This is a genomic window from Pseudomonas sp. FG43, assembly GCF_057809175.1.
Genome location: NZ_JBMDJL010000002.1, coordinates 87131 through 101043 on the forward strand (window position 1 = coordinate 87131; position 13913 = coordinate 101043).

Here is a 13913-nt window from a genome sequence, read left to right on the forward strand (position 1 = left end):
TCAGCCTTCTTAGGCAGGTAGAACGAGGCACTGCGGTATGCTGATGCGCTTGGGGGCTGGATGATACGTATGCCTACGAGGGCGGGCAAATCGGGTCAGGATCGATATTGTTGTTTTGCTCCCTCTGGTTCTTCGGTCTGTGTTTTGCTCCGGTCATCAAGGGCGCGGAAATATGGCGTACTGGAAGCTGCAAGTTTCAGAGTGCATCCCGTCCGGCCCAACACGTCTCGGGCCCATCAGGAACATCGCAGAGTCCATGCAGGTCAACCGGGAAGATGCTCGCGAACACAAGCGGAGCGCGCAGGCCTTTACGGCCGAAGGCGTGAGGATGGAAGTCCGGCCTGGGCGTTAGTGTTAGCCGACTGGCCTGGTTTACGACAGCCGTCCCCGAGAGCTTACGGGTTCAGTTATTTTAAATTATGGCTCAGCGGTAATTATTGCTGAGCCATAATTCTGAGGGCAGATTCGCAGACATCAACGCTTGTGCCGGGAATGCGGCGATCAGATAGCCACGGACTAGATTGATCATCGTGATCACAGAATCTCGACTTCCTCAGGGGTAAGCCAGCCGGCCTCAATAGCGCGCTGAATGGCGGTTTTAGGCTGAGAGGTGTACACGACAATGGCGAGGCTTTCCTCAGCCCTGCTGCAAGTGACGTACAGCAATCGTCGCGTCCGAGAAAGGGCATCGTCCTTGCCTGCTTGCTGGTTCTTGATGTCGTTGTCTGAGGGCGCCTTAACGCCTAACAGCTTGTCGTAGCTGAACAGGAATCCTCCGGCCTCTTCATCATTGAGAATCACCATGACCCTTGGAAACTCCAAGCCTTTCACCCCTTGGTGTGTATCGAAGGGAGACAGGCCTTCTGCGTATCCGGCGAATGCGGCCATTTCAGAGTAAGGCCGTCCCAGGAGCACACGGTACGCGTGCACTTCAAGCGCCTCGCGGTCGATGGTATCCGGCGGCTCCTCGTCGGTCACACCTTGTGCAACGGCCATCAGTAGCCGTTCCGGTATTTCGAGCAGACCTGTTTCTACTAGTGCCCACACGACATCGGCCAAGGATGGATTGTTGTCGGCGAATAGTCCGCACAGCGTTTGACAGCCCATACCTGCCTGCTGAAGCAATGCCAACTGATCAGGGGCCGCTTTCATCCGATCACTGTCCAGCAGAGGCGACATCAACCGTACAGCTTCCATCAGAGCAAATTCGCTCTCGTTGGCGGCGGCCAGGATAGGCATGACACCCTCGAAGAACATTTTGAGTACTGGTAGCGTCCCATCCAGCAAACCGGTGCGCAGATGCTCTACCGCATAAAGAGGCGTGAAGACCCCCTCGAAGCCTAGGCGTCTACCGGCCATTTTGTGCTCAAGGATTAGAGTTTTGCGCTCTGAGGTTCCAGCCGCCCACTGCTGATCGCCTGTGATTTGCGCCATACGCTCGGCAATCCGACTTTCCAACTCAAAACCTGTGCCCGCAGCTTGATGAGTGCAGAACAGGCGGACGGCACCTCGTATCGCGTCAGGTTTTGGAGTCTGTTGGTGATCATCGGCGGCACTGCGAATGACATTGATCAGTTCAACGACCCTTGTCGGGCATCGTCGGTTTATGGGCTTCTCGGGAATAGCCCAGTCATCGGGAATCACCCGCTCCAAATGTTCTTTCCCATCATTGTAAATTCGTTGCATGGTGTCGCCGAGAAGGCCTAGGCAAAACCTTTCAGGGATAAGCGATTGGGCGGTCAGGAAAGCGTCCATTAGCGCCCCATTGGTATCCTGGCTTTCATCGATCAGAAGCACCGGGTACTGATCGGCCATAACGTCCAGCAGAGGCGGGTGCTGAATAAATGCAGCCGCCATCTGGATAACCTCCGCGTGATTCAGCGCTTGGCGCCCTCGGTTCTCTCCGGTGGGGCTGTAAGTGAAGCTGACGACTTCATCCAAGGCAGCGAGCCGCCTCGTCTTGCTATCAAGGGATGCTCTATTGGCGCGAGCCGTTTTGTTGTTCGGATCTCGTGCATTGAGGAGCTTTCCATTCAGTTCTTTAATGCTTTCGCCAAGCTTTACGCGAAGCCATTCACGGATGTCGTCATTGAACCCTTGGATCATTCGCCATGAAAACGCATGGATGGTTGAAACGACCACCAAGGGGTCATGCTCCAGACGACGTGCAATCTCCTCGCATGCCGCGTTGGTGTAGGTGATGATTGCCACCTGACGCCCTTCGAACGTCAACCGTTTGTGCTCTCGGGATTTTAGCTCTCTGACAGCTGTAACCAAGGAATGTGTTTTCCCTGAGCCTGCGCCGGCGTAAAGAAAAAAGCTTTTCGGATGATCCAAGTCCAAGCACTCTCGGATCACCTCATCGGCATCACGGGCACCTTCGGCGTACTCAGTCGTCGCGGGGCTCATTCTGCCACCTCAACGATCTCTGTTACCTCAACGATCGCGGCAGGAACGACCAGTAGATCCTTGCGTTTGAGCTCCAGCTTGGACTGCAGCCACGTCAGACCTTCATGGATGTATGCGGGTATTACGAGCTGACCGAACGCCGGATCACCGAGCACCTCAAGTGCGAATTCGGCTTTGTCGCCCGTACGCAGCGTATCGAAAAGCGCCGCGCCCAAAGCTTGTCCTGTTTCAGCCTCCTGGATAGCCTGGCTGAAAGCACGCATCAATCCACGTCGGGGATTTGCCGTGAAGCACTGGATATTGGTTAATGCCAAGCTGTCTTCGAACGTATTTGGCAACGCTTCGTCTTGCGCGCCCGTTTTCGGCAACTGAACGGAGATAGGGGTTTGGTAGGCGATTCTGATTGAGTATAGGGAGTCGATCTCTTCGACTTTATGCGCATCCTCTAGGTCGAGCAGCGTATCCACATCATGGCCGAGTCCTTTCACTCTCATCCAATGGCGGACTGTCGGGTTGTTAGTAATCTGTTCTGCGCCCCTAGCCACTGGTTGAGCCGCTTTGTTTTTCCCCGCGTCGAGATCGGTGATGACCAGCGTGGCGATACCCAACGCATCCACCAATGGCCTTAGTCGGTGTGCATGGCTTCCACCAATATCCAGGATGGTGATGTAGCATTGGTCGAGGAACTTGAAATGCTGCCTCAGGAAATGGGGCAGGATCATTCGCTCTGCAGCGCCTTCCACCAGGATCACAGCATCAGCAAAGAAGAGGTCAGCGTGGTGCGCTCGCAGGTACCGTGTGACGAATTCTTTAGTTTTGCCTGCTTGGCCAAATACGGTGCTCAGGTTTGAAACGGTCGAAACAGGAATTGGAATGCCCGCCATGCCGGACGGCAGCCGCCGGAAGTAGCGCAGGTGCTCATATTCGATTTCGTGAGCGACGTGGCTTGAGTGGGAGCTAACGACCAACTGGGTTTTCAGGTTTGGAAACTCCTCAAGCAACGGGTCGTTACACAGCACGTGATACGCATGCTTTATAAACGCTTGCTGAACTTGAACGTGTAGGTGCGCCTCGGGCTCTTCCACCAGCACCAGGTGAATGGGCTCGACGTTGGCAGTCGTACGTTCTTCGGGGACTCGGGACTTCCTCAACCAGCTGTCACGGAATGCCATGAGCCGGAAGATCATGGAGATCAGATTCTGGTAACCCAACCCGTTCGATGTTTCTGGAAGCGTCAAACGAGGTTCCCCAGGCGCACCCGCGACCGAGTCCAGTTCAAACAGCACTGCGGCCTCATGATCTAAGCCATCAGTTGGGCCTAGGTGTGTTGCCACTTTGATGCTGGGGTCGCTGTTGTTAGGATAACCGAGGCCTGCGACCTCTCTAAGCGCCGACGCAAAGCTCGTTGTCAGCCTGCTATCAAAAGCGCTCTGGGCAGCTTCAATAGCCCTCAGTGCTTCAAGATCTGATACGTCTGGGCTGTCACCGGGATCAAGGTGGCGGCGATAGTAGTTTCGCAGCTGCTCAGATAACTTCCGACCACTTCCCGTTTTGCCCTCATCTTGCCCTTCATCGGCGCTGTCTCCGAAGCCGCGCTGAGCGTTGATCTCATGAATCCTGATCAGACTGAGGAGCGGATTGCGCTCAAGTGGCACCGCAGTGTCGGCCAGCGCTTGGAGAGTCGCTGTCCTGCTTTCGGTAGACGGAGCAGCAAGCATCTGCGGGTTAAGCCGGTACCAGCGCACCTTGAACGACTTGACCAGACGCCGGTTTAAATAGTCGTGAAGGCTCTGTGGCCATAGCTTTAGGGCAGGGCGCTCTTGCCCTTGTTCAGCTTGATTGTGGATCTCTTCAAGCAGCGTGGCCACACGTGCACGCTCCTTGCGATAATCGGTATAGAGCGTCGGTAGATCGTCAGGCTCCAGTCGAAACCGCATTCCCACCATCCCTTCAGACCATGAGAAATTCGGAATCAGATCGCGAATGTGATGGAGCTCCCCCTGAGCGGCCTGTATCCACACATCTAGTGTCGGCAGCCAGTCAGCCCAGGTATTAGCCTCTGGAATCGCAACGCCTTCTCCTGCCTGCTCCCACTCGCGTCCAATAGCGTCAAGCGTGGCTATATGGCAGAGAGTCAAATCCTGCAGTCTGAATGTGCTGGGCTTCACCAGGAACTTGCGCAGCGCCAACATCGCTGAGGACTTGCCGCTATTGTTGGCTCCCACCAAGAGTGTTGTCTCGGCGGCCAGATCGATTCTGACTGACTTCAGCTTGCGAAAATTCGCGATTTCCAAGTGCTGGATACGCATAGATTCATCCTTGAAAAAATGGAGGGGCGCGGGACTCCGCCTGTCCGGGTCGTTAAACCTTAGCTCAGCAATTGCTAGGTACCAAGATGGCTGGGCGACCGGGCGACGGCTTGAGTGTGGTAGGGGCACGACCGCCATCATCGCAAGTGCGCTTGATTTGTCCGGCCCGACATAATCAACCGCCAGGGCTTTGACCTAAAGCTCGTGACCTTCTGCCCACGCTTTCTCGAAAAGCTGTGAGCGCGTCCGTACGTATAAATCGGCAGAATGAAATCCGACCGCTGATTCAAGCTTGCCGGCCTTTCCAAAGTTGCTGCTAGAGATCCAGACTGTTTCAGGCGCTACAAAGACGGCTTTTGCCCCGATGTCAGGATGTACAGCGATCCGAATCCAAGGTCTCGCGGCCTTCAGGGCTTTGGCCTCGGCAGTGGAGTCTGTGTGCGCCACAATCCAGATGTCTTTCGGACGTTTATCCAGAATTCTGGTGATGTAGTCAATGTCAAGCAGGGCGCGGGTAAGAATAAGAATTTCACCAGTTGCTGTGCCCATCTGACTGAGCCGCGTCGCCCAGGTGGACGCACCAATGGACATCTTCGCGTCTGCGCATGAAAAAGCGAACCCGCCACCGTCATCACTGAAAGCCATGTCATGTCCATCCCTGTAGTCTGGACACGATCGTGGCACAAAAGTCCTGTTCAGGTCGAACACGGTTGAGGTTCTTCTTGATCATCCTGAACGGCTTGGCTGCGACCTTACCGTCCTCGAACATGTACTCAAAGGAACGGCTGCAGATTGGTTGGATCTGATTGAGGGGGCTGGGCAGGGCCTTGTATTGCATCGCGACATCTTGAGTCAGGTAAAACTCAGGATCTAATGGGTAGTTGTTTGGAGCCTCTTTCAGTTCGTCCGAAGAATCTTTCTCACGCTTCAGAATGAATGGTCTCCATTTGGGGTTCGGATGGATCGGATCGATCAATGTTCGGTGTTGCGTTTGTTGATCTAGGAATCGGCTTGAAAGCTCGCCAGTTTAGTCCTCAACTGAGATCTGGACGCTACTCCAACTCGGGCGCTTCAGATCGCGGTTTACAATTCAAAATGAGCGTTTGGAGAGCGGCCAGGTTGTTGATGGCGGGGATGTGTAGAGCTAGTGAGCCCTCGAATCGAGGTGATTTGGCAAGGTAGCAATGTTTGAAAAGCATGCAGTCAGGTGCACGCTTATGGGCGAAAATCGGGGTTGCTAAAGTCCCAGTATTTGCTAGAGTTTGATGACTTTGCGAGTGGGCAGAATGACCTCCAGAAATGAAGACAAGGGGGGAACCTAGGATAAGGGTTCGAATCTCTATGCTTCCGCCATATTCGAGACGTCAAAGCCCTGATTATTCAGGGCTTTTTCGTTTCTGGCCTTCAGAGGGCTTCGCGAATGAATTCGCTCCTGCGCGTACTGTGTGGGAGCAAATCGGGCGGCGCTCCGCTCATTCGCGAAAAGGCCCCTGACGCACCTCCACCCAGGCCAACGAGCGCTCCAGCTCAGCCTTGGCCATGCCAATCAAATGCGCCACTGAAAATGCCAGGTCGCGTTTTGGGCCGTTGAGGCTATCTCCGGTTTCGTAGTGGCTGCATGCCCAACCTTTGTCCGATGCGACGGAGTGCTAGATGACTGACACCTACAGCGCCCACGATCATGCCAATAATAATCAGGCAGAAATTCTGCTCAGTAGCGAGTGTGCATGCTTTGGCTGTTACGCAGCTTTTCCTGCGCATGAGGTAACTCGCTGGACGGGCTCAACGGCATGGTGCCCCAAATGTGAGGCATTCGGCACCTTGCTGGGGGATGCCTCAGGTTTACCGCTGACTCGGGAGTTCCTGGAGTCGGTCCACGACCACTGGATCGGCCCGCAAGAGTGGCTGGATGAGCTGGCCGAGCAGACCCATAAAATTGCGACTGCACTCTATAAGCCAGTAGATGGCACTGCCGATGTGAGGAAAAGCCGACCCTGGTGGCGGTTCTGGTAGTGGTGCCTATGCTATGGGATCTGGCTTTGTAGTGATGAGTGATGGCGTCTTTGGACGGCTGGGGTGGCGACACGCCGTCTGGAAATGTGCGGCTATGTGCAAGCGCGTCATGCAAAGCTGAGAGATTTTTGCCCAACATACTTAAGCCAGTATTGAACTCCACCAGCATGTCTTGAAGCATGGCGATCTCTGCCTGGTGAGTACCGTTCGCCTTGGCCTGATCGATAAGAAACTCGACCTGCGAGCTGAGTTCGATCTAATTCTGCAAGACGTCGCTCAAGTAGGATGTGAACAGGTCTTTCATGGCGAGATACCTAAGAGGGTGACGTCCATGGAGGCGGTGTGTTGGGTATCTCAATCATAGGTTCTGCTAAGCCTCTGTGTAGTTGCAGAGGGTGAAAAACTGATGCTCATTGGGACGAGTCGAAAATGAGGGCTCCAGCGTGGATGCCCTCTGTCGGGTAATCAGCCTTACAGTCTGGACTGATCTTGCAGGCGCTGGTACCGAGGATCATTCAGTAGGGCTGGTTCGCTATCACCGATGTGTTTCAAGCACTCTCGGAGCTCTTTGAAGACCCTGCGGTCATTTTCCATTATCAAGCTAAGCAGCTTCAGCGCAGCAGCAGGGAAACGCTCGCAGAACGTCGACTCTTCGAGAGTTGATACGATGAAATATGGATGTTCCAGAGGACAGAGCCAGGCCTCAAGGGTTTCCAGAGCCGATGGGAATTTCTCGCCGGCAGCCAGCGTCAATCGAGCCAGTGATTCGGCAATTCTCACGGTTTTCCGGTCTCGATCCTTGGGCCAGATATTTTGCCAGAATGGCAGAATCCGATTCTCCCAGAATTCCTCGCGTTGACCTGCGGCACCCTCAAGGGCTTGTGAGAGTGCTTTGGCTGCCTCATCCAGCCCCTCAGACGGCAATACATGCAACGCCCTTCTTAGGTCCTCGACTGAGTAGCCTTCGATAGGGTCAATGGCTGCAAAAGTAAAGAGGCTGGCGAATTGCTGGCTATGCTCACCGAGCTCATGGTAATGCTGCGTCGTTTGTAGGAACTCGGTTTTGAATGCTTCCAGCAGTGGAGCATAGAGCCGAGGAGACCATAGAAAGCCCTCCCATGCGCCTTTAGCCTCCACCGGGTACTGATCCCAATTCATAAGTGGAAGGAGCTGGCGTGTCGTCCATTCTCTGTCCACACGAAAGAGCGCGATCAGATTCGATCCGAGGATCACTCGGGCATAGCGGTAATGGCTGAAGCTGGTGTCGGCGAGGCTAGTGAAAAATTCAGCAAACGGCGATGACAGTTTCCCGTTGTCGTGCAAAGGATGTTTGAACCATCGATTCACAAGTGCTTGGGTCACCATGCCAATAGGATGGTTTATGGCATCTGTGACAGGGCGGGCCATGGAGCCGTCCTCCTGCACGACCTCGTCAGGATTTTGTGGCAGAGCCATTATTCGGCGGCATAGCGTGAACAGCGCGTCCTCGTTCGTGAGAGCGTGATCAGAAACGGCTTCTAGCCAGCTTGATACGCTGTACACAAGTCCGGTCAGAGCATGATCGGGTAGGGCCTCGATTACTGGAGCTGCATGCGTCCAGAATCGAATGTTCGACGCGTTGTTGTTCCACACTCGAAATAATTCACGCCAGCGTTCAACCGGTAGGGTGTTTTGTCGAACGAGGTCATTGAGCGCATAGAGGCAGTTCAAGGGATGCCGGCGACAGGTCTCGCCCCAATTGTCCCGGCTGAGCCCGTATGGATTTTTGAGCGGCTTCTTCAGCCAATCTACCAATTGTGCCCGCTTGGTGGGGGCAGTTATCTGGACGATACTGTTCTCAAAGTCAGCATCGCCCGTTCCGCTCATCCAGCGCGAGAACTCGTCGCTCTGGTTATCTGCAAGCCTCCATACAGGGTGTGACCTGGATAACTTGGTAAGGCGTTTGGTCGAGGTTGCATTGAGCTGCAATCCGGAGCTCTGAAGCTTTGCCAGCGTAAGCCATACCATACGATCAGAAAGCTGTTGCACGCGTTCGGGCTCGACATCCTCTCTGAACATCTCGCGTGGCGGGCCTTTCAAGATTGCTCGCTGAAGCTCATTGGCGATGACATCGCTGGGCTGGCGACCTTGTGAAACCAGAAGGCGTAGCGTCTCTCGCCTCACGTCCACTGCCCATAGCCACCGGCCCTCGTCGCCAGTGAGCCATGACACCCAAAGCTTGGGAGCAATGCAGTCATTCTGGCTGGCTGCAAAGAACGCCAGACGCTTGAAAGTTGGGTAGGGAACCTCGAACCATCGCACGGCAATCCGAGTCGCTCTTGCAGGATCACGCTCTCGAATAGCGAGCCAAGCATCACGCAGCAGTTCGATCAGCGCAACCCAGTCACGAGACCGTTTGTTTTGATCATGATCCAGAATCGAGGGTAAGTCCCAATTCGAGCGATCAGAGCGCTCTGTTGCATCGCCCAAAACGCTTCGAATGTTTAAAGCTTCCGTCAGCAGATGTTCGAAGTCATTAATCAGGCCAGGCAGGAATTCTTCCAGATCTCGGTCGAAAATCTCCTTGAGTGTCGAGCGGACATTGTCTGCCGTCAGCGTGAGCTCCCAATCCACAAAGCTTCTAATGGTTTTAGGCTTATCCGTATCACTTTCATCCTCGCCCCAACGGAACGGTTTTCTGAGCACTACCTTCGGCGTAAGGAGCTCGCGAAGTTCGAGCTTCAGCAACAACGTCATGCCCCCCAGCTTCAAGCGCTCTGCCCAGTGATACAAATCGAGATCCCGCCAAGGCGACTTCACTCGCCCGCTCAGCAATAACCGCCAGAGAATTTCCATCTCCGGAGATGGCAAGGCGTTGGGGGAGTGAGTCTGGATCTCCTTGAGCTCTGTGCTTGATCCGTTGCGTTGGTGGGTGGCGAGCTCATTCAGTTGGGAGTCGATCATCGACCTTAGCTCGTTGTGCAGATGCCCGCCTTGACTGACGACCCACAAGATCAGTTCAGGATCGTTCAGGTGTCTGAGCAACCACCGTGAAAGCTGGAACATCACTTTGTCCCACTTCGTACTTTCCAAGCCTGCGGAGACAAGTCGCATGTGCGGGGAGAGCGAGTAGGGGGTAGGGCGGGCAACCAAATTGAACAGCAGTTTGGTATCAGCGTCCAATCTGGCGGTCACGCCGAACCGATCAAGGTCGCTGTGCTTGAATCGAGGCTCTGAGAATGCAGCGGTCAACCATTCTAGGGCTGGTGTTGGACTGAATTCCGCAAATCGTTTCGCGGGTACTCCAGATTTGTCCGAAATTGCCCAGAGCATTCGCCCTACAAAATCATCTTCCTTTGTGCTGGCAGATGGGCGAGCGCGGGCGATTAATGAGACGATCTGCTCCTTGCCGGTAGTTCCTTCTCGGTAGGTTTCACCCCACTGATGGAGCGTAGTGTGCAGTCGTGAGTGATCATGGCTGCCAGGCAGAACCTTATAGAGGATCGGAGTAACTCCTTTCGCTTCCCATTCAATCGTTTTAAGAGCTTCTTGGTCTGGCTCGCAGTCGCCGAAGGCCCAAGCCTGCGGAGTAACCTCTCCCGATCTGCGGTCTGCCGCCAGCGCATCCATCATGTAGCGCAAGACAGGATCGTTGATGCTGTACCCGATGAAGCAAACGACGTAGTTACGAAACAGTTCACCAACGAATCGTGCAGCCCATCGCTCGGTCAAGTAAGCCAAGCCAAAATCCCCACTGGTCACCACCAGCCGGCGCAGTTCATGATCATCCACAGTTTTGGGTAGCAAACCGTGCAGAAATACCAGTCCGTCCCATCGGCTTTTCTTGGGGATCGGGAGCATCGGAGCGGTAAAGGTTTGATACCTCACGTTAAGACGTTTGGCTGCAGTCTCAAAAATCCGATCAAAGTTGGTGGTCACCATCCGAAGGGTGCCTGAGCGAGTCCGGGCAAGCTTAAGTAGAGCTTGGTGGGTTTTCGTAGCCCCTTTGCGTCTGAGGTTGGGTTTCAGAGCTTCAAACAGGGCAGTCCTCACTGCCTTATGCTCGCCGGGTATTCGCCGCTCTAGTAGATCAAGCACTGCGTCATATTGCCCTTTCTCATAGGCTTGACGCTCGATAGCACTGAGGGAAGTGCCTGCTTTTTTGTAGATGTCATCAACCAAACCGCCGAATCCTGGCAGGCCTGCTGGGTAGGAGATTCCTGCTCCGCAAAAGAAGACGACTCGTCCTTCCTCATGCGCCTGCAAAAGCTCTTCAGGGACATCTGGCCCGTCTGCTACAAACTGCATTCCTTTGCTCCCGGAGAGTTAGTCGGTGTTGTCTCAGCATCGTTAAGTAAAGTCTCTCTCTATACAAGCTGAGTGACGTCAGTTACGTCGGCTTTGGCTTCGGTGCCGTGAAGGCTGTCGCTTCGCATGAAGTGTCTGAGGAGCAGCCACGATGCCGGCTGCTTGATCGGCCAGATCTCGCGCAGTGCATTTCCACCATGTTTTTCCAGTGCCGGACTCCATGGCGCCAGGTCGAGATGCGTAGCTTGAGCCATTCGCGAGTTAGCCCAAGCAACTCCAAGTGCTGATCGGCATCTCCAACGATACCGTCTTTGAGTGAAACCTTCGGTGCTGGATTGAAGGAGAAGGCCAGTGGAAACTGCTTCTGCAATGACTGTACCCTCAACTTCCTACCCAACGGCTCCGGATATGCCGAGAATGAACGAGCGAAAATTCTTCGACAGGATCTGCATCGTCTTTGCGCCAAGCCAAATGCAGCTCCGCGCATGTTCCTCCCAATTCGATCTCCTGGAAGATGATGCGTTCTCACGGTAGATGCTGAGCTGTGCTGGGTACCAGCGCGATTCCCATTCCAATACTCACCAACGAGAGGATGGTGTGAGTCTGATACAGGTACTGAACGTAGCTTGGCTCAACCCCGGCGGCCCTGAACACGCCCGACAACAGCTCGAATGAGTATCGGCCCTCTGACGGTGAATACATGATGAAAGGCTGCCGATCGAGATCGTGAATGGTCGGCCTTTCCCGTTTCGCGAGAGGATGATCATAGGGTGTTGCCGCTGACCGAAAACTGACCCATTAGAGGCTGCCCTGCCGAGGTGGAAATCACAAAACGCTGAAGGCTTGGAAAGATGAGGTTGAATCCTGGCTTGCTCAGTAATTACCTGAGCTGATTAAGAGCCGCCCGTATGGGCGGCTTTTCCATAAAGCTCGTAATCCATCAGTGTGACTAAAGCGATATCGCAGAATAGTGGTATCTACTACCCAAAACACAAGGCGGTATCAGTTTTCTTCTATCGAATTGTCAGTAGGCGCGGTAGTGGAGGATGGGTTCGCCAGCTGTGGCCTCAGTGTAGGCTCAAGGAGCAGTCGGTGATGTTCGGTGACCGCGGATATTTCCACGCTATTGACCGTGATACTTGATTGGCCGTCGAGCAGAGTCGCTAGGTCTCTGGAAATGATGAACGCGGATTTCTCAATGTGTTCGTCCATTCCGAGAGTATCCAGGCCGGCAGCTTTTAGTCTGGCGTTCAGCCCAAGCATGGCATCGACAGCTTCTATCTTCATCGCAACGCTTGAGATCTTCCCTTCCGAAGTCTGATTCCGATACATCCATTTCGCAGCCTCTTGGATGAAGGTTGTTATAAGCCCAATCACCCTCGACTCGCCGAAAAATTTTGCCCAGAGACTCCCTGACTCAATTTTTGAAATTCGTAGAGGATGTTCACTCTCCGATATGGAAAGCAGCATGCATAGCTCGGAGTAAAGAGTCTGCATGGCTAGGAGACGGCGCGCGAAGCTTCCAAGGTCGAAATGAGCTGGTAACCATATCGCCAAAGGTTCTTCTGAGTTGCCGGCAATGTCGTGGTTTCCAGTCAGCTCATCGAATAGCTCGACAGCCTGCATGAGGACTTGAATTCTGGAATACAGGGCCTGGGCAGCAAGAACAACAGGTAGGGCATTAGCTGCTGACCCGCTTGTGATGAAGGTATCGTAGATGTTAGAGAAGTCTTCCACATCTTGGACGATTATAGCGAGCAGATCAGCTTGGGTGAGCTGTGTTGGTGATAGCTGGGACAGCGCGGTCTGGAAATGATCAAGCGCCTTGAAAAATTGCCGCTGACTCATCGACGAGGTTGCTTGGTGCACTGAGGCTAGGTGGCTGTGAAGATACGCTGCCCCCTCATTTTGATGTTGTGCCCCTTTAGCGATCCTTTCCAAAAACGGGTTCATGCCGTCGGCGTGCCTCGCCAGTTCGGACAAAACAGCTAAAAATGGTTGGAATTTTTCAGATTGATCAAAGAAATGCTCAATGCGGTGCTGTAATTCAAATCCGTGCATGTTCTGTCCTGTCGCTGCATGATTACTGTCAATCATACATTAGGGAAAATTATTTAAGGCCACCGATCACACCAATGAGACTCTTGTTAGCAACTTGGTTGTTTGTGGCGGGCATACATTGCGGCACTCCCACCAGAGGCACTTCGTGCCTGAAGTTCAAAAGCGTGAGGGTTACCCTTAATCAGGTCGCTCAGCTTCTTGTAGTCGTGCGTGCGAGGATCAAACTCAGGCCGTAACTTCGTGATGTTTGTGCCCAGCGCGCCTAGATGTGCCCAGCCATCTTCGTCCGCAATGTCGTCTAGGATCTTGAATGAACACCTCGGAAAAAAGGGGCATGAGCTTTCTGCGCACTCCGGTTATCCACCGAGCACGAATCAGGCCTTTGGGAAAAGGCACCTTTTTGTTCCTGAAGGCCAACATGAGTATGAGCAAGGCAACCGCAGACGCGGCCAGCGATGTCAGAAAATGCTCGATGAGATCAGTGCATTGAAGATCGTGTTGATGGTCGAATCCAGCCGGAAGCGACTGACCAGCGCCAAAGAGGAGCCTGCGAAGGCGATTAGCAAAACTACCCAGAATAGCTGACGAGGGAGACCCGGTTTCTGCATGTTTTCATCCTGGAGTGAATTCCCGATCACTGAAAAAGTGATCTAGGCCAAGCATAAGGACTTCAGGGCGGTGCGCAATCCAAAAACCGTAGGTCTTTTCCGGAGCCTGGCTACAGTGATGGGGCCGACTGCCGAGATGGAGCACTGATTCAAGACGGGCTCTCGAAGGGGAGATGCGGGCCTGTGCTGTGGGAAATGTGAACGGAGAACCGATCAAACAGATATC

The 13913-nt window shown here is 53.9% G+C and carries 8 protein-coding genes and 3 pseudogenes; 1 reads left to right on the plus strand and 10 read right to left on the minus strand.

The window, feature by feature from the left end:
- Positions 1–534: 534 nt before the first annotated feature.
- The 4 genes from ACODS3_RS03225 to ACODS3_RS03240 form a co-directional block, all read right to left on the minus strand.
- Entirely contained in the window at positions 535–2409 is a 1875-nt protein-coding gene (locus tag ACODS3_RS03225) for a UvrD-helicase domain-containing protein (RefSeq protein WP_489033245.1), read from the minus strand.
- Positions 2406–4718 carry an AAA family ATPase gene (locus tag ACODS3_RS03230; RefSeq protein WP_489033247.1) on the minus strand — a complete coding sequence of 771 codons (2313 nt, stop codon included), beginning with the start codon at positions 4716–4718 and terminating at the stop codon, positions 2406–2408. Before ACODS3_RS03230 ends, ACODS3_RS03225 begins: the two co-directional genes overlap by 4 nt.
- A 195-nt stretch (positions 4719–4913) precedes the next feature.
- Positions 4914–5363 (minus strand): hypothetical protein, encoded by a 450-nt coding sequence (locus tag ACODS3_RS03235; protein WP_489033249.1) that lies wholly within the window; start codon positions 5361–5363, stop codon positions 4914–4916.
- Position 5364: 1 nt separating this feature from the next.
- Positions 5365–5694: a hypothetical protein gene (locus ACODS3_RS03240; protein ID WP_489033250.1), complete on the minus strand. Its 330-nt coding sequence runs from the start codon at positions 5692–5694 to the stop codon at positions 5365–5367.
- A gap of 677 nt (positions 5695–6371) precedes the next feature.
- Between ACODS3_RS03240 and ACODS3_RS03245 the strand changes: the two genes are divergently transcribed.
- Positions 6372–6731 carry a hypothetical protein gene (locus tag ACODS3_RS03245; protein ID WP_489033252.1) on the plus strand — a complete coding sequence of 120 codons (360 nt, stop codon included), beginning with the start codon at positions 6372–6374 and terminating at the stop codon, positions 6729–6731.
- 471 nt (positions 6732–7202) lie between these two features.
- Here ACODS3_RS03245 and dsr1 read toward each other — a convergent pair whose 3' ends face one another.
- The 6 genes and pseudogenes from dsr1 to ACODS3_RS03275 all read right to left on the minus strand — a co-directional run bounded on the left by dsr1 (position 7203) and on the right by ACODS3_RS03275 (position 13687).
- Positions 7203–11018: an anti-phage defense-associated sirtuin Dsr1 gene (dsr1, locus tag ACODS3_RS03250; protein WP_489033254.1), complete on the minus strand. Its 3816-nt coding sequence runs from the start codon at positions 11016–11018 to the stop codon at positions 7203–7205.
- An 81-nt stretch (positions 11019–11099) separates the two neighbouring features.
- A pseudogene (locus ACODS3_RS03255) lies at positions 11100–11388 on the minus strand (ProQ/FINO family protein); the annotation flags it as partial.
- Between the two features lie 155 nt (positions 11389–11543).
- Positions 11544–11783: pseudogene (locus tag ACODS3_RS03260) on the minus strand (LysR substrate-binding domain-containing protein); the annotation flags it as partial.
- A 237-nt stretch (positions 11784–12020) separates the two neighbouring features.
- Positions 12021–13079, minus strand: coding sequence for a hypothetical protein (locus ACODS3_RS03265; protein ID WP_489033256.1), 1059 nt, complete (start codon positions 13077–13079; stop codon positions 12021–12023).
- Between the two features lie 86 nt (positions 13080–13165).
- Positions 13166–13387: pseudogene (locus ACODS3_RS03270) on the minus strand (OST-HTH/LOTUS domain-containing protein); the annotation flags it as partial.
- A gap of 150 nt (positions 13388–13537) precedes the next feature.
- A complete protein-coding gene (locus tag ACODS3_RS03275) occupies positions 13538–13687 on the minus strand; it encodes a hypothetical protein (protein WP_489033258.1) in 150 nt (49 codons plus the stop codon).
- Positions 13688–13913 lie beyond the last annotated feature (226 nt).